Origin of the sequence: Bacillus sp. B2-WWTP-C-10-Post-4 (genome assembly GCF_009183805.1) — a bacterium.
GTDB lineage: Bacteria > Bacillota > Bacilli > Bacillales > Bacillaceae_G > Bacillus_A > Bacillus_A cereus.
In genome coordinates this window covers 29,603-45,765 of sequence record NZ_WEII01000038.1, presented here as the reverse complement: position 1 = coordinate 45,765, position 16,163 = coordinate 29,603, and the positions used below count along the sequence as shown (strand labels likewise).

Here is a 16,163-nt window from a genome sequence, read left to right as displayed (position 1 = left end):
GAATTAGAGACTTGGTACGTATTTTGCATAAATAATATTCGAAATCTCTAGAGGGGAGAATATGAATTTTTACAGGATATACAACGTTTTGGTGTCAATTAATAAGAGGGAGGAATTTATAAAGTGAAGACAGTTATAGAAGGTGTGTATAGTCCTTGTTATGGAAAAGTAGAGAAGTTATTTGTTACGGAAAGTTCTTACGTATACGAGTGGGAGAAATTAGCGTTAATTGAAACAATAGATAAACAGAAAGTAGAAATTAAGATAGGGATCAGTGGTTATATTGAATCATTAGAAGTAGTAGAAGGACAAGCTATTGCTGATCAAAAATTATTAATAACAGTAAGGGATGACCTTTTAGTAACAGGCAGTGATTAATGTAAGTGACGTGTATTTTTGCTCTTTTCAATCATTATTTTTACAATGAATACTTTTAAAAACGCTTACATTAAATGGGTTGGCAAAGTGAAAAGGGGGGATTTATATGATGGATCAAAACCAAGGATTAAAAAGAGAATTGAAAAGTAGGCACATATTTATGATTGCACTCGGTGGAGTTATTGGTACAGGACTTTTTTTAGGGTCAGGTTATACGATTCATGAGGCTGGACCTGGAGGAGCAATTGTAGCGTATCTTGTCGGTGGATTTGTAATGTATTTAACGATGCTCTGTCTTGGAGAATTAGCTGTTGCGATGCCTGACGCAGGGTCTTATCAAACGTATGCGACAAAGCATATTTCCCCTGCAGCAGGTTATGTAGTGGGATGGATGTCATGGTTAAACTGGTCTGCTACGATAGGTATTGAATTAATTGCAGTTAGTATTTTGATGAAACGTTGGTTTCCTGATGTACCGTCATGGATTTGGTGTGTAGTGTTCGCGGTACTGCTCTTTGCTATTAATGCGTTATCTTCAAGAAGTTTTGCGGAAGTGGAATTTTGGTTTGCAAGTATTAAAGTAATTACAATTATTGCATTTATTATTTTAGGCGGGGCGGCAATGTTTGGTTTTCTAGATATGAAAGGAAATGAACCAGCACCGATGTTCTCTAGCTTTACTGATTACGGGGGACTGTTTCCGAATGGATTATCAGCCATTTTAATTACGATGATTGCAGTTAATTTTTCTTTCCAAGGAACAGAACTAGTTGGTATTGCAGCAGGTGAGAGTGAAAATCCAGAGAAAACGATCCCGAAGGCAATTAACAATACAGTTTGGCGTATACTTGTTTTCTTTGTACTATCTATTTTTATTCTTGCTGGACTATTCCCTTGGCAGCAAGCAGGAGTAATAGAAAGTCCATTTGTAGTTGTATTTGATAAAATTGGTATTCCTTATGCAGCCGATATTATAAATTTCGTTATTATTACAGCAGTACTATCCGTTGCGAATTCAGGATTATATGCAACTTCTCGTATGCTATGGTCTATGTCTAATCAAGGAATGATTAGTCCGATTTTTGGTAAGTTATCTAAAAACGGTGTTCCTATTTATGCATTGATTGTAAGCACAATTGTAGGTTGTCTCTCATTATTATCAGGTATTTATGCGGAAGATACAGTTTATTTATGGCTGCTTTCTATCGCTGGATTTGGAGCGATACTAGTTTGGGCATCTATTGCTCTATCTAACTTATTAGCTAGAAGGTCATACATAAAGCAGGGCGGGGATGTGAAAGACCTGAAATTTAAAACACCGCTGTATCCATTCGTACCACTGCTTGCGTTAGTATTAAATGTAACAGTAATCGTTGGCATGGCCTTTATTCCAGAACAAAGAATGGCATTGTATTGTGGTATTCCATTTATGATTGTTTGTTTACTGTTTTATCGTGCTACAAGAAATAAGGGAAGTAATGTAGAGCATATTGAAAAGACAAATACAACGGAAGTAGAGAGTTTATAATAGTGATCAATTAGGAGACTGTAAAATTGTAAACAGTCTCTTTTTTTGTGAAAATAAAGCTGGAAACATACTATGTATGCAAAGGGGAATTAGCGATGAATCGAGAAATTTCGCAGTTGTTAAAACAAATAGATTCAAGGAAAGAGGAATTGTTAGAACTTACAAAAACATTAATTCGTTTTGAAACACCAGCACCGCCAGCGAGAAATACAAATGAAGCGCAAGAATTTGTTGCAGAGTTTTTAAGAAAACGAAATTTTAGTATTAATAAATGGGATGTATATCCGAATGATCCGAACGTTGTTGGGGTAAAAAAAGGAATAAAAAGTGACTCATATAAAAGTCTTATTATTAATGGTCATATGGATGTAGCTGAAGTGTCAGCAGATGAGGCGTGGGAAACAGATCCATTTGATCCATTTATAAAAGATGGCTGGTTAGTTGGACGTGGCGCAGCAGATATGAAAGGTGGGCTGGCTGGAGCGCTATTTGCCATTCAACTTTTACAAGAAGCTGGTATTGAATTACCTGGAGATTTAATCTTTCAATCAGTAATAGGGGAAGAAGTTGGAGAGGCAGGAACACTTCAATGCTGTAGGCGAGGTTACGATGCTGACTTTGCAGTCGTAGTGGATACGAGTGATTTACATATGCAAGGGCAAGGTGGTGTAATTACTGGATGGATTACAGTGAAAAGTCCGCAAACGTTTCATGATGCAACGCGCAGACAAATGATCCATGCTGGAGGACGTTTATTTGGAGCGAGTGCGATTGAAAAAATGATGAAAATTGTGCAGAGCTTACAAGAATTAGAGCGTCACTGGGCAGTCATGAAAACATATGAAGGCTATCCATCTGGAACAACAATTAATCCAGCTGTTATTGAGGGGGGAAGGCATGCGGCGTTTATTGCGGATGAGTGCCAGTTATGGATAACCGTGCACTTCTATCCGAACGAAACACATGAACAAATAATAAAAGAAATTGAAGAATATATTGGAAAGGTAGCAGCTGCCGATCCATGGTTAAGCGAAAATCCGCCACAATTTAAGTGGGGCGGAGAATCAATGATTGTAGATCGTGGTGAAATTTTCCCTTCATTAGAAGTAGATAGGGAACATGCAGCTGTAAAAAAACTTAGCTCAGTACACGAGTCTATTTTATCAAAAAATGCAATTTTAGATATGTCTGCAACGGTAACTGATGGCGGTTGGTTTAGTGAGTTTCATATTCCAGCGATTATATATGGACCAGGTACATTAGAAGAAGCACATTCTGTAAATGAGAAAGTTGAAATTGAACAGTTAATTGAATTTACAAAAGTAATAACGGCATTTATATATGAATGGTGCCACACGAAAAAATAGATTTGTATAGTAAAATCGTACGAGTATGTATACTTGTACGATTTTTTAGTGAACTATTTCAGAGGTGAAAATAAACAACTGAAATAGTTCTTTATTTTGCTATGTCTTTCGTTTTATTTCAAGTAATTTCTCTTTTGCTAATTCAACGGCGATCGCATCATCTAAATAGCCAATTGGAAAGAGATAGTCGGGAATAATATCTGTCGATAAAATGAAATACAGTAATGCGCTCCCAAGAACTGCACGTTCTTCTTTTGAAATGGTTTCATTGCAAAATTGTTGATACATATCTGTTAATTGTTCAATAAAAGGACCAGCACTATCAATTTGCTCTAATTTACTTGCGAAACTGTCATGAATACGTTTTTCGCCTTCTGTTGTCTGGGCGTAGCGTTCGTAATTTTCGAGTTCTTGTTTTACGCGAGTTGTAGTGTAATCGAAATCGAATAAGTTAGAGGATTGTAGCGTTTGCTGAATGGTATCAATAGATGTGTACATATCTGTTTTTTCTTTATTTATGTGAGGAGAATCAGGGTACATTTCATCAAATAACAATTGGGGTGAAACTTGAAGACATTCTGCAAATTTTTGTAGATGTTTTTGTTTTGGCGGTTGTTTGCCATTAATAATTCTTGAGACTGTTGCAGGATCAATATTTGTAAGTATTCCTAGTTGGCGCATAGATAAGGCACGTTCTTTTAAAAGTTTTTTTATTAATTTGCCAAGCCGATCATTCGGGTTTTCATTAGCCATAGTGTAGGCACTCCTTTTTTAGTATTGAAAAAATATTGAGCATTTATTACAAGTATATGAAACAGACAGGCACAGTTGCTCAACATTTTCATAATATGCATTGAAAAGTGAGAAAAAGGGGTGACTATTTATGAGTACAGTAGGCTTATTTTCAATTTTTTTAATCGGGATCGCTTCTAATTTAGATAATGCAGGTGTTGGAATTGCATATGGCATTCGTAAAATTCGTATTTCGTGGTTTAACAATTTTATCATCGCATTCTTTGGATTTTTATTTACTTTACTAGCTGGATTTTTTGGAAACTGGATTGCGTTATTTATTTCAGAGTTTACAGCAAATCTGATTGGAGCAATCGTTTTAGGGGTAATCGGTGTGTTTATTTTGTGCCAGCCTTTCTTGGGTCAAAAAAATACTGCAGGTTCTAAAGATGGTAATGTACTTATGGGCATTTTACGTAATCCGGAAAAAGCAGATTTTGATGGTTCTAAAACAATTAGTTTCTCAGAAGCAATTGTTTTAGGAGTTGCGTTGTCTATTAATAATATTGCAGGTGGATTTGATGCAGGGGTAACAAATTTAAATCTTTGGCTTACAGCGACTATTTCTGGGGTGTTTAGTTTTATTTATATTAGTGGTTTTGCGTATGTAGGAAAACGATTTTTGGCAGAATACTTAGGGAAATGGGCGACAGTTATCGCAGGACTATTATTAATTCTTATTGGGATCGATCAGTTGTTGTAAGGAGAGTAGAAAACAAGGTTCGAGTATTTCCTTGGAAATACAGCAAGAGATTGCATATATCGACGTACTTTTCTCCATACTAATACGGATTTCTTTTAAGAAAGGGGGATTTGTATGGGACGCGGGAAAGCATTTGATCATAAGAAAAAAGGGCATGATCATCAACCACCTAAAGGTGCGTTCATTCATAAAGATGTAAATGAACATACTTTGGAAGAGGAAGAGCTACCAGTAAATATTGAGGCGTATAAAAATAGTTTAAAAAAACATTAAAAGCACCTACATAGGTGCTTTTTTACCGTATATCTTCAATTAATTGTTCGGATTCTTCATGCATACTGTACTCACTTAATACTTGAATGCAAAGCCACTTTAATTCCTCAATCGTATGCTCAAGTTCTTCAGGAAGCACATGATAAATGTCTTCAAGTCCCATCCCGAAATGAATAAGTTCAAGTACTTGATCATCGATGTTCCGATCCATTAATAATTCAAGTACTTCTAAATTGAATATGTATCGGTGAGCTTCGTCGAGTGAAACAACTTTTAACTTCAAGCTTTCTACAATACTCAATATAAAAAGAAGGATTGTTTTTTCAAGAACAGGTTGTTTTCCCATTTGAAATATTAGTTTCATCTTTCACACCTCCACATATAGCGCTAGGTTGTACTATATTATTCAGGAGGGGGGAACAAATATGCATGATATAGAGAAACTTTCAGCACTGTTTTTGTAAGAGGATTGATAACTGACAAAAGTGAGGTTTTGGCGAAATAAAAAATCCTGCTAGTATAGCAGGATAACTCGCGATTAAAAAATGCTCCAACCTTCTTGAGCAGAAAGAAGTTCAAGAATTTTAAAACCGGCAATACTATTTCCGTTTGCATCTAAAGCTGGTCCGAAAATACCGATTCCCATGTCTCCTTTTACGCAGCCAAAAATACCACCGGCTACACCACTTTTTGCAGGAATACCAACACGAATTGCAAATTCACCAGATTCGTTATACATACCACATGTGACCATAAATGTTTTGCAAATTTTTGTAATATGCTTAGGGATAATTTGTTTTTTCTTATATGGATCATATCCATCCATTGCAAAAATTAAGCCGATACGTGCTAAATCGATGCAGTTTACTTCAACTGCGCATTGACGAGTATATAAATCCATAAGTTCTTCAATATCACAATCGATAATTCCGTTTTGTTTCATATAATAACAAAGTGAACGGTTTAGGTAAGCTGTCTCTAGTTCTGAATCGGCAACTTTAGAGGAATAATTAATAGTAGGATTATCTGTTATTTCACGTACAAAATGAAGAATACGTTCCATTTTTTCCTCGTTATCTTTTCCTGCTAGCATGCTTGTAATAGCTAAAGCCCCTGCATTTATCATTGGATTAAGGGGTTTGGATGGACTTGTCGTTTCTAACTTAATAATAGAATTAAATGGGTCACCCGTTGGTTCCATTCCAACTTTAGAAAATACATATTCTTCACCACGGTCTAAAAGGGCAAGGGCAAGTGTAATTACTTTGGAAATACTTTGAAGAGTAAATAGTGTTTGTGAGTTGCCTGCATGGATATATTCTGTTTCTTTATGGAAAATGGCAATCCCTAAATCGTCTGGATTTGCATTTCCTAGTTCGGGGATATAAGTAGCAAGTTTTCCTTTTTTCGTATATGGTTTTACTTGTTCTAACAACTGTTGTAAGTTGTTTGTTTCAATGCACTGCATAGTACCAACGCTCCTATTTTGAATTAACTAAGTTTACTTTTCCCGATATGCTCGGAAATAAATAATAACATGAAAAAGTGGAATGATAAAACGAAAGTTCAATGTGCTATAATAGGTCTTTCGTTTCGAGTATTCTGTATTTTAAAAAGGAGAATTTTCCTTTTATATAACAGTTTGGAAATAGGAGATTTATCCATAAAAAGTTCAGAAATAAAAACTACACATCTATACAACTATATGTTATTATGGTTATGTAATAGAAAGCGTTTTCTAAAGCGTACTTATAATGATAACGATTTCATAAATTTGATTAGGGGGAATTAAAATGTTGCAGTTTTTACAACGTATTGGTAAAGCTTTAATGCTTCCGATCGCAGTACTACCAGCAGCAGGATTATTGCTTCGTTTAGGGCAACCAGATGTATTTGATATTCCTGTTATGGCACAGGCCGGCGCAGCAGTTTTTGATAACTTAGCACTTATTTTTGCAATTGGTATTGCAATCGGTCTTTCAGTGGATGGTAGTGGTGCAGCAGGTCTTGCAGGTGCAATTGGTTATCTTGTTATGAAAAATAGTATTGATGCACTTAGCAAAGGGTATTCAACTGCTGAATTACAAGGTAAATTAAGTAAAGTCCAAGATTTAATAGGTAATAGCGCAAATGTAGATCCATCTAAGCTTGCGGATACAATGACACAAGTATCTAAGGCTGCTGAATTATCGACTAAAGTAGATATGAAAGTCTTAGGTGGTATTATTGTTGGTGTTATAGCAGGACTTCTTTATAATAAATTCCATAAGATTAAACTTCCAGAATGGTTAGGTTTCTTTGCTGGAAAACGTTTCGTTCCAATTGTTACATCAGTCGTGATGCTGATATTAGGAATTCTATTTGCACAAATTTGGCCAACAATTCAAAATGGTATTGATGCATTAGCTCATGGAATTGTTAATTTAGGTGCAATTGGTTCAGGATTATTTGGTTTATTAAACCGTTTATTAATCCCAATTGGTTTACACCACGTAATGAACACATACTTCTGGTTTGTATTTGGGGACTTTACAAATGCAGCAGGTAATGTTGTTAATGGTGATATTGCTCGTTTCCTTGCAGGTGACAAAACAGCAGGTATGTTTATGACTGGTTTCTTCCCAGTTATGATGTTCGGTTTACCAGCAGCATGTTTCGCAATGATTGCAGCTGCTAAACCAGAAAAGCGTAAAGCAGTTACTGGTATGTTAGCTGGTCTAGCATTAACTTCATTCTTAACTGGTATTACAGAGCCTATTGAATTCTCATTCATGTTCTTATCACCAGTATTATATGGTATTCATGCTGTATTAACAGGTCTTTCTTTATTCATTACAACATCGCTTGGCATTCATGATGGTTTCTCATTTAGTGCCGGTGCAATCGATTACGCTTTAAACTTCGGTATTGCAACAAAACCAGTCTTACTAGCAGGTATTGGTTTAATTTACGCAGCAATTTATTTCATAGTATTCTACTTCTTAATTAAGAAGTTCGATTTAAAAACTCCTGGTCGTGAAGATGACGATGAGTTAGTTGAAGATGGTGATGCACCAGTTGCAGGTTCAATTGGTGAAACTTACGTAGCAGCTTTAGGCGGAAAAGAAAACTTAACAGTTATTGATAACTGTGCAACACGTCTACGCTTACAAGTAAAAGATGCTGGTCAAGTAAATGAAGCAGCATTAAAACGTGCTGGTGCAAAAGGTGTTATGAAATTAAGTAATACAAGTGTACAAGTTATCGTAGGTACAAATGTTGAATCTGTTGCCGATGATATGAAAAAACACGTATAAATAATGAGATAAGAGGATGTCCAAAAAGATTGATAACATCAATTTTTTAGAGGATATCCTCTTTTTTTGTTAATAATTTAACGGGAATCTTACTTTTGTAAATTTTCTTTTTCTTTTTTGTACATATAGGTTGGTAATATGTGCAGTGCGTGATAAAGTAGGGATGATATAGAATGGTTTATCCATAATCTACTAAAATAAATCTTTAATAGAGGAATTAAATTATTGGTGAGTAAGGGGAAAAAAGCAATTATGGATCAGGAAAAAAATAATGCGAATGGGAAAGTACGTCGGCCGATTGTATACATAAAAAGAACAATCATTCTCGTCTTACTATTATCACTTGTATATTTCATGTATACAAAAATTGTTGCGCATAATAAGAAAGAAGAAACTTTAAAAGCGGCAGCAGAAATGAAGAAACAAGAAGAGCTAAAAAAGAAAGTAGAAGAAAAAAAGAAGCAAGAAGAACAAAAACAAAAAGAGCAGGAAGAACAAGTGAAACAAGCGCAAGTTGCGGAACAGCCTGCTGAAGGACCACCTCAAGAAATTAATGAAAACGCTCAATTGGACCAGTATTTAAAAAACGCAGGCTTTAGTGGGACGGCTGTTATTGTGAAGAATGGAAAAGTTCTTTTGAATAAAGGATACGGTATGGCAAATAAAGAGCAGCAAGTACCGAATAATTCAGAGACGACTTTTTATATTGGTTCTATTTCAAAGGCGTTTGTAGCAACTGCTATTATGCAGTTGAAAGATCAAAATAAATTACAAGTAGAAGATACTGTTGCAAAGTATATTCCAAATTTTCCTCAAGGTAATAGTATTCAGCTAAAACATCTATTAACACATACATCAGGGATTCCCGAATATGAGCAGGGAAAAGAAGATATTTCTCATGAAGAACTGATAAAGCGGATAGGAAATCAAAAGCGTATTGGTGGTCCAGGAGAGAAGTGGAAGTATTCTGATTCGAACTACTCTATACTTGCATACATTGCCGAGAAGGTAAGTGGACAGTCGCTCGAAGAATATATTAAACAACATATTTTTGCTATTGCGGGTATGAAACATTCTGGTTTTGGCACAGCGTTAGAACAAACAAGATTCCCATCAACGGGTTATAAAATAGTAAATAATAATATGACAACACCTAATATTCCGAGCATGTCACAACTATATGGTTGTGGTGATATATACACAAGTGCGCATGATTTATATTTATTTAACGAAGCACTATTCTCTGGTAAATTAATTTCAAAAGAGAGTTACGATCAAATGTTTAAGGGTGGAAAAAAGGATTACGGGTTTGGATGGTACGTAGACCCAGGAAGCTATTCGAATCACGGTGTAATGCCAGGATGGAATTGCTTAAACGGATTTAGTAAAAATGGTAGTGTATATATTGTTTTATTATCTAACATTCAAAATAACATTAAATCATTTGGTAAAGTGAATAATGACATTTATTCGATATTGCGGAATATTGAAGTGTAAGAAACTATCCTTTTGGATAGTTTTTTTTATGCCTTGAACTAAATATTTCTTTTAGAAAATGTATGTCTTACCTATCACAAAAATATCTATTTTGTATACATTAAGATGTATGGATGTGAAATTTTATAATCTAAAAATAATAGGAGGAGAAGTGTATGTGTCTGTTCAGAAAATATTGGCATAAATTATCGAGAGTGTTTAATAGGCAATTAGAATATTTTTTAGATAATAAGTTATTACCTGCTGTGGAAAGACTTTTATTTTCACAAAACTTCGCGAGATTTATCCAAAGAAACTCTAAGCAAGCTACTGAAGAAGTTATTGAATCAAGTAGATTTCAATCTATTATTTGTAACATTTTAAAAGAATGTACTACATCACCTTTTAAAGAAATTGCAGAGCAGTATTTAGGTAAAAACGTAGAAATTACTGTGACAGTGGGACAGTTAACAGGCGTTATTGTAGCAGTTGGTGATGACTTCTTAACATTGCAAGAAGGAATAGGAACAGAAGTTTTATTACCATTTACAAGTATTATATCAATTAAAGAAGCGTAAGAAAGGAGCGTTATATATGTTATTTACTGATGAATTACGTAACCATGTTGGGGAACTAGTGCAAGTTGTGACAGCTGTAGAAATCATTGCAGGCGTTCTTTTATCTGTGACGGATGGGGCAGTAATTGTTCGTACTTCTCCTTCTTATGGACCACCAGAAGATGTAGTTGTGCGTATTCCTATTATTGCTTATGTTCGCTTGGAAGGGTAAGAGTGATACAAGTATGAGAGTGTCAGTTGTTATTCCAGTGCATAATGAAGCAAGTACTTTATCAAAAGTTTTAGTAGAAGTAAGAAAGCTCGAACCATATGAAATTATCATAGTAGATAATGGATCGACAGATGGTACGAAAGAAATAGCGCTACAGCATAATTGCCGTGTAATTTATTATAGATATTCCCTTGGTAATGATGTGGGACGGGCAATTGGTGCTAGAGAAGCAAAAGGTGAAATTGTTTTATTTTTAGATGGTGATATCGTCATGAAAAGTGAAGAATTATACAATTTTATTAAAGGAATACAGCAAGGACATGAGATTGTTTTAAATAATTTAACATGGTCCGTTTATTTGAAGATGAGACCGCATTATACGACGGTTGGAAAATATATGTTAAATCGTTATTTGAACAAGAAGGAGTTTGTTGTAGGATCTTTAATTGCAATACCACATGCGATAAGTCGTAAAGTGATTGAAAAACTGGGGTGGTGGAATTTAGCAGATCCAGCATTATTTCAAGCGATGGCGATGTCTAGAGGAGTAGATATTTCTGATATGGCTTCAGTTGATGTCATTTACACAAATAAAGTTCGTCCTGTCCATACGGGCACATCACCTGGCTCGCCTTATCCGAAAGCGACTAGTCGTATTATGGGTGATCATTTGCGTGCTTTACAATACGTAATCGAAACATACGGTAATCGCGGTGGTTTTTCAGAGGACAATAGAGATAGAGCGTTTGTAGGAAAGTATAAACCAGTTTTATTACAAAAGAAAAAAGCGAAATATAGTGCCATTATCCCGGTATCAGAAGAAAAAATAACTATAAGGTCTGTTATACAAGAAGTGAAAGAAGCAGGTGTAGATGAAATTATAGTTGTCGCGAATGGAGCAGATGTTGAGACTGTTAAACAGGCAAAGCTAGAGAATGTTATTGTAGTTGAATTTACGAAGGCGCTTGGACATAATGTAGCACGAGCAATAGGGGCCATGCATGCTACGGCAGATATTTGTTTATTCGTTGATGGTGATTTTGTTATTCCAGCAAAAAAACTCACTCCATTTTTACATGCTGTTGAAGATGGAAATGACGTGGTGTTAAATGATTTACAATGCTTATTAGATATGTTTCATCCAGCAGATCCAATTAGTATGGGAAAATACTTTTTGAATTTGGTAGCGAAAAGACCAGATTTATGGAATAACTCACTAACTGCTGTACCACATGTCATTCATAAGAAGGTAATAGAGAAAATAGGATATGACTCCCTTATCATTCCGCCATTAGCACAAGTGAAAGCTATTTTAGAAGGATTCTCTATTACAACAGTAGAGTTAGTAGATGTTATAAAAACAAATCAAGTACGTCCAGAGCAACACGAATTTGTAAATGGGCGTATTTCAGCGTTTGATCGTATTTTCGGTGATCAACTTGAGGCGGTTACGTATTTATTACAACGTACGGACGAACGTGGTGGCTTTACTGATGGAGATAGAGATAGAGATATCATTCAACAATTGAGAAGGGAAGAAGAGAATACAAATGAATAGTAGTAAAGTAGCTATTATTGGGTTAGGGTATGTTGGCCTTCCTTTAGCGGTACATTTTGCAGAAAGAGGGCATACAGTACTTGGATTAGATAAAGATATTAGAAAAATAGACTCAATTATAAAAGGAGAAAGTTATATTCCAGATGTTTCTTCTAAAGAGTTACAAAGTTTATTGACGAAAAAAAAATTAACAGTAAACACACCGGATCAAGGCATTGCTGATTTTCAAAGTAGTGATTATGTTATTGTCACTGTCCCGACTCCAATTAATGAACAAAGAGAACCAGACTTAAGTGCCCTCATTTCAGCTTCGCATTATATACAACAAAACCTTCAAAAAGGACAAACCTTCATTTTTGAAAGCTCCACATATCCAGGCACACTTGAAGAAGTCATCCTACCTATTATTTCTCAAAATAGTAACAAGGTAGGGGAAGATTTCTATATCGGATATTCGCCTGAGAGAATTGATCCAGCAAATAGTCAATATTCAGTTCAAGCTATTCCAAAAGTTATTAGTGGACAAACAGAAAAGTGTAGACAAAAGGTACAGGATTTATATAGTACCATTTTTGACGAAGTTGTACCTGTTAGCTCTCCGAAAGTAGCAGAGATGTGTAAGCTATTTGAAAATATTCAGCGCTTAGTTAACATTTCTTTAGTAAATGAACTAAACACACTATGTGAAAGTTTAGGCATTGATTTTTATGAGGCCATTGAAGCGGCATCTACAAAACCATTTGGGTTTACTCCATATTGGCCAGGGCCAGGGATAGGGGGACACTGTATTCCAGTAGACCCTTTATATTTTCAATGGAGAATAAAAAAGAATGGGGCAATTAGTCAATTAATTGAGGCAGCACATATAATTAATGAAGAAATGCCAGAGAAAATGGTCCGGAAAGTAAAAAGTGTGGTGCAATCACCTGCAACGGTGTTAATTGTAGGGATTGCGTATAAAAAAGATGTAAATGATTTGAGAGAATCACCAGCGTTACCGATTATTCAATTATTAAGAAATCAAGGATACGAGATAGAATATCATGATCCTTATATTTCTTTCGCGGAAATTGGAGATAAGGTGTATCAATCTGTTTCTTTAGATAAAGAAAAAGTTAAAAATGCGGATTGTATTTTAATTTTAACGGATCATTCTAATATTGATTGGAAGCTTTTTAAAGGAATGGACCGAGTAATAGATACACGCGGGATTGTAAAGAAGGTGAGTAAATGAGTAAGAAATGTTTAATTACAGGTGGGGCCGGATTTATCGGGTCGCATTTAGCTGAAGAGTTGATGAGAAGAGGTTATGAGGTCACTGTTGTGGATAACTTTTATAAAGGTAAAAATAAGTACCATGAAGAGTTAATGAAAAAAATCCGTGTTATTCCAATAAGTGTTTTAGATAAAAATTCTATTTATGAATTAGTAGATCAGCATGATGTCGTGTTTCATTTAGCAGCAATTTTAGGTGTGAAAACAACAATGGAAAAAAGTATAGAGCTCATAGAAACGAATTTTGATGGGACGAGAAATATTTTACAAGCAGCGTTAAAAGGAAAGAAGAAAGTAGTTTTTGCTTCTACTTCAGAAGTATATGGTAAGGCCAAGCCGCCTTTCTCTGAAGAGGGAGATCGATTATACGGGGCAACTTCTAAAATTCGTTGGAGTTATGCAGTTTGTAAAACGTTGGAAGAGACATTATGTTTAGGATACGCATTAGAAGGTTTACCGGTAACGATTGTTCGATATTTTAATATTTATGGTCCAAGAGCGAAAGATGGTCCGTATGCAGGAGTAATCCCGCGATTTATTAGTGCGGCTTTGCAAGGAGAAGACATTCTCGTATATGGAGATGGAAAGCAGACACGTTGTTTTACGTATGTAAGTGATGCGGTAGAAGCAACAATTCGGGCAATGGATGAGAAGGTAAATGGTGAGATTATTAATATAGGTTCTGAGAATGAACAGAGTATAAAAGAAGTAGCAGAAGTAATTAAAAAATTAACGAATTCTTCTTCGAAGATTGTACAAGTGCCTTTTGAAGAAGTATATCCTCATGGTTTTGAAGAAATTCCAAATAGAAGACCAGATGTAACAAAATTAAAAAAGCTTGTTCAATTTCAGGCGAAAGTAACGTGGGAAAACGGATTGAAGGAAACAATTAAGTGGTTTCGTGAACAAAACAATGGCTAAGTCATTATCTGTTATTATTCCTGCATGTAATGAGGTCGATACGATTTCAGACGTTATTCAATCGGTAAGACCATTAAATCCAGTAGAAATTATTGTAGTAGCAAATGGTTGTAATGATGGAACAGAAGATGTTGCAGATCGTTTAGGGTGTAAAGTAATCAAACATACAGAGCTACTAGGGAACGATGTTGGACGTGCAGTCGGCGCAAAACATGCGATAGGTGATGTATTACTATTTATAGATGGTGATTTTGCTATTCAAACTTCAAAATTAAAATTATTCCTTAATCCGATTTTATACGATCAGGCAGATGTAGTTTTAAATAATTTGGATGCATTATTTTTAAAAAGGCAAAAACCTACTTCTATTACAGTATGGCGCCAAATATTAAATGCAATGTTAGAGCGTGAAGAATTAAAAATTAATTCTTTATTAGATGTACCTCATGCGCTGACGAAAGAAGTCGTTCAAAGCATCGGATATGAATGTTTTGTTAATCCTATTGTGGCTCATTTACGCCTACTTCAAAGTAAATGGAGAATTAGTCGTCATTGCGCCATTGACGTTATTACGCCAAATAAATTTCGTCCATTCCAACATGCTGCATATGGAACAAATCTTTCCCAATCTGAAAAAAGAATGATAGGTGATCATATAGAAGCAGTAGCGGCACGGATATTAAGCAGTGATGAGCGCGGAGGATATTATGATGGAAATAGGAAAAGGGATAGTGTCTATCATACTTTAAGTTTTGAAGAGTTTTATCAAGGATGGGGCGTCACATCTAATTTGTATAAAGGAAAGCAACTATCTGTTGTTATTCCCGTACAAGATGAAGAGAAAACAATCGGAAACGTTATAGAAGAGCTTCGCAAAATTGAACCCTTCGAAATTATCGTTGTCGTAAATGGTTCGTCAGATAAAACGAAAAAAATTGCAAAAGACAAAGGGGCAACGACAATTGTATATAAAGAAGCACTCGGAAATGATGTGGGGCGCTCACTTGGAACGTATTTTGCAAAAGGAGAAATTGTGTTATTTATAGACGGCGATTTTGTTATTCCAGCGAGTGAGCTATATCCTTTTGCAAAAGCTATAGCAGATGGAAAGGACGTCGCATTAAATGATTTAAATCATTATTTAGATTTAAGAGTACCGCTTCATCTTGTAACTGCATTTAAGTATGCACTAAATTTAGCTTGTGATAGAAAGGATTTAGGGGTAGGCTCACTTATTGCGGTACCTAATGCATTTAGCCAAAAGTGTTTGAAAGCAATTGGGTATAAATCTTTATTGTCACCTTGTGTAGCACAAGTGAAGGCTCTTCTGTCTGGATTTGAAATTGCATGTGTATATCGTGTTGAGGTTGATAAAATGAACCGTATTCGTCCCAGTGAACATTTCGCAAAAATAGGTCACCCTCCAGCTGTACTTCGAATTATAGGTGATCATATAGAGGGGCTAGAGCAAATAATTTCATTAACAGACAATCGTGGCGGATTCTATGATGGCAATAGAAAAAGAGATGTTTTATAGAAGTAACAAAAAAAGTGTACAACATGTGTACACTTTTTTGTTCTGTTATAAAAACTATAACAGATTAGGAGATAAGAGTATTACAGCTCTACAATGGGTATTGTTCTTATATTACAAAATAGGACTCGTATATAAGGATACCAAAAAAATACAATTAAGGAAAGGGTTAATTTTAAAGACTTTTAAATGAAGTTAACACTATATATATAGTAGTTTGCTCAACATTTCACAAACATGTCACAACTATTTCGTTCACTTTCGTAAAAAAGT

Annotated in this window: 17 protein-coding genes and 1 pseudogene; 15 read left to right on the top strand and 3 right to left on the bottom strand. The window is 35.2% G+C overall.

Annotation, left to right across the window (positions count from 1 at the left end; genetic code table 11):
• Positions 1-123 precede the first annotated feature (123 nt).
• From GBN78_RS16300 to GBN78_RS16290, 3 genes are all read left to right on the top strand, one after another.
• Entirely contained in the window at positions 124-378 is a 255-nt protein-coding gene (locus tag GBN78_RS16300; RefSeq protein ID WP_000859489.1) for a biotin/lipoyl attachment domain-containing protein, read from the top strand.
• 106 nt (positions 379-484) lie between these two features.
• Positions 485-1,906 carry an amino acid permease gene (locus GBN78_RS16295; RefSeq protein WP_000969250.1) on the top strand — a complete coding sequence of 474 codons (1,422 nt, stop codon included), beginning with the start codon at positions 485-487 and terminating at the stop codon, positions 1,904-1,906.
• Between the two features lie 95 nt (positions 1,907-2,001).
• Complete coding sequence (locus GBN78_RS16290; RefSeq protein WP_152127520.1) at positions 2,002-3,273, top strand: acetylornithine deacetylase; 1,272 nt, start codon at positions 2,002-2,004, stop codon at positions 3,271-3,273.
• Positions 3,274-3,372: 99 nt separating this feature from the next.
• Here GBN78_RS16290 and GBN78_RS16285 read toward each other — a convergent pair whose 3' ends face one another.
• On the bottom strand, positions 3,373-4,026 hold the full coding sequence (locus GBN78_RS16285) for a DUF1232 domain-containing protein (protein WP_001262779.1): 654 nt from the start codon (positions 4,024-4,026) through the stop codon (positions 3,373-3,375).
• Between the two features lie 130 nt (positions 4,027-4,156).
• Between GBN78_RS16285 and ytaF the strand changes: the two genes are divergently transcribed.
• Positions 4,157-4,768, top strand: coding sequence for a sporulation membrane protein YtaF (ytaF, locus tag GBN78_RS16280; protein ID WP_152127519.1), 612 nt, complete (start codon positions 4,157-4,159; stop codon positions 4,766-4,768).
• Positions 4,769-4,882: 114 nt separating this feature from the next.
• Entirely contained in the window at positions 4,883-5,041 is a 159-nt protein-coding gene (locus tag GBN78_RS30225; protein ID WP_000532409.1) for a hypothetical protein, read from the top strand.
• Between the two features lie 22 nt (positions 5,042-5,063).
• Here GBN78_RS30225 and GBN78_RS16275 read toward each other — a convergent pair whose 3' ends face one another.
• On the bottom strand, positions 5,064-5,405 hold the full coding sequence (locus GBN78_RS16275) for a DUF3969 family protein (protein ID WP_000766604.1): 342 nt from the start codon (positions 5,403-5,405) through the stop codon (positions 5,064-5,066).
• A gap of 174 nt (positions 5,406-5,579) precedes the next feature.
• A complete protein-coding gene (gene glsA, locus GBN78_RS16270; protein ID WP_001149850.1) occupies positions 5,580-6,509 on the bottom strand; it encodes a glutaminase A in 930 nt (309 codons plus the stop codon).
• Between the two features lie 69 nt (positions 6,510-6,578).
• On the opposite strand from glsA, the pseudogene GBN78_RS31010 reads away from it, so the two are divergent.
• The 10 genes and pseudogenes from GBN78_RS31010 (at position 6,579) to GBN78_RS16220 (ending at position 16,083) form a co-directional block, all read left to right on the top strand.
• Positions 6,579-6,693: pseudogene (locus GBN78_RS31010) on the top strand (transcriptional regulator).
• Positions 6,694-6,834: 141 nt separating this feature from the next.
• Entirely contained in the window at positions 6,835-8,337 is a 1,503-nt protein-coding gene (nagE, locus tag GBN78_RS16260) for an N-acetylglucosamine-specific PTS transporter subunit IIBC (protein WP_000938902.1), read from the top strand.
• Between the two features lie 252 nt (positions 8,338-8,589).
• Entirely contained in the window at positions 8,590-9,834 is a 1,245-nt protein-coding gene (locus tag GBN78_RS16255; RefSeq protein ID WP_152127518.1) for a serine hydrolase domain-containing protein, read from the top strand.
• 155 nt (positions 9,835-9,989) lie between these two features.
• Positions 9,990-10,391 (top strand): LSm family protein, encoded by a 402-nt coding sequence (locus tag GBN78_RS16250; RefSeq protein WP_000335545.1) that lies wholly within the window; start codon positions 9,990-9,992, stop codon positions 10,389-10,391.
• Positions 10,392-10,407: 16 nt separating this feature from the next.
• The gene (locus tag GBN78_RS16245) at positions 10,408-10,602 is read left to right on the top strand and encodes an LSm family protein (RefSeq protein ID WP_000899469.1); all 195 of its coding nucleotides are present in this window, start codon (positions 10,408-10,410) and stop codon (positions 10,600-10,602) included.
• Positions 10,603-10,615: 13 nt separating this feature from the next.
• On the top strand, positions 10,616-12,160 hold the full coding sequence (locus tag GBN78_RS16240; protein WP_152127517.1) for a glycosyltransferase family 2 protein: 1,545 nt from the start codon (positions 10,616-10,618) through the stop codon (positions 12,158-12,160).
• Positions 12,153-13,394 carry a nucleotide sugar dehydrogenase gene (locus GBN78_RS16235; RefSeq protein ID WP_001088934.1) on the top strand — a complete coding sequence of 414 codons (1,242 nt, stop codon included), beginning with the start codon at positions 12,153-12,155 and terminating at the stop codon, positions 13,392-13,394. Before GBN78_RS16240 ends, GBN78_RS16235 begins: the two co-directional genes overlap by 8 nt.
• A complete protein-coding gene (locus GBN78_RS16230) occupies positions 13,391-14,356 on the top strand; it encodes an NAD-dependent epimerase/dehydratase family protein (protein ID WP_000037016.1) in 966 nt (321 codons plus the stop codon). The genes GBN78_RS16235 and GBN78_RS16230 overlap by 4 nt, the downstream gene beginning before the upstream one ends.
• Positions 14,349-15,893, top strand: coding sequence for a glycosyltransferase family 2 protein (locus GBN78_RS16225; protein ID WP_033685777.1), 1,545 nt, complete (start codon positions 14,349-14,351; stop codon positions 15,891-15,893). The genes GBN78_RS16230 and GBN78_RS16225 overlap by 8 nt, the downstream gene beginning before the upstream one ends.
• Entirely contained in the window at positions 15,862-16,083 is a 222-nt protein-coding gene (locus GBN78_RS16220) for a hypothetical protein (protein WP_002094217.1), read from the top strand. Before GBN78_RS16225 ends, GBN78_RS16220 begins: the two co-directional genes overlap by 32 nt.
• The last annotated feature ends 80 nt before the right edge of the window (positions 16,084-16,163 follow it).

Coding starts and splice junctions, on each gene's coding strand:
- GBN78_RS16295 (WP_000969250.1), top strand. CDS start 485: ATGATGGATCAAAACCAAGGATTAAAAAGAGAATTGAAAAGTAGGCAC.
- GBN78_RS16290 (WP_152127520.1), top strand. CDS start 2,002: ATGAATCGAGAAATTTCGCAGTTGTTAAAACAAATAGATTCAAGGAAA.
- GBN78_RS16285 (WP_001262779.1), bottom strand. CDS start 4,026: ATGGCTAATGAAAACCCGAATGATCGGCTTGGCAAATTAATAAAAAAA.
- ytaF (WP_152127519.1), top strand. CDS start 4,157: ATGAGTACAGTAGGCTTATTTTCAATTTTTTTAATCGGGATCGCTTCT.
- GBN78_RS30225 (WP_000532409.1), top strand. CDS start 4,883: ATGGGACGCGGGAAAGCATTTGATCATAAGAAAAAAGGGCATGATCAT.
- GBN78_RS16275 (WP_000766604.1), bottom strand. CDS start 5,405: ATGAAACTAATATTTCAAATGGGAAAACAACCTGTTCTTGAAAAAACA.
- glsA (WP_001149850.1), bottom strand. CDS start 6,509: ATGCAGTGCATTGAAACAAACAACTTACAACAGTTGTTAGAACAAGTA.
- nagE (WP_000938902.1), top strand. CDS start 6,835: ATGTTGCAGTTTTTACAACGTATTGGTAAAGCTTTAATGCTTCCGATC.
- GBN78_RS16255 (WP_152127518.1), top strand. CDS start 8,590: ATGGATCAGGAAAAAAATAATGCGAATGGGAAAGTACGTCGGCCGATT.
- GBN78_RS16250 (WP_000335545.1), top strand. CDS start 9,990: ATGTGTCTGTTCAGAAAATATTGGCATAAATTATCGAGAGTGTTTAAT.
- GBN78_RS16245 (WP_000899469.1), top strand. CDS start 10,408: ATGTTATTTACTGATGAATTACGTAACCATGTTGGGGAACTAGTGCAA.
- GBN78_RS16240 (WP_152127517.1), top strand. CDS start 10,616: ATGAGAGTGTCAGTTGTTATTCCAGTGCATAATGAAGCAAGTACTTTA.
- GBN78_RS16235 (WP_001088934.1), top strand. CDS start 12,153: ATGAATAGTAGTAAAGTAGCTATTATTGGGTTAGGGTATGTTGGCCTT.
- GBN78_RS16230 (WP_000037016.1), top strand. CDS start 13,391: ATGAGTAAGAAATGTTTAATTACAGGTGGGGCCGGATTTATCGGGTCG.
- GBN78_RS16225 (WP_033685777.1), top strand. CDS start 14,349: ATGGCTAAGTCATTATCTGTTATTATTCCTGCATGTAATGAGGTCGAT.
- GBN78_RS16220 (WP_002094217.1), top strand. CDS start 15,862: ATGATGGCAATAGAAAAAGAGATGTTTTATAGAAGTAACAAAAAAAGT.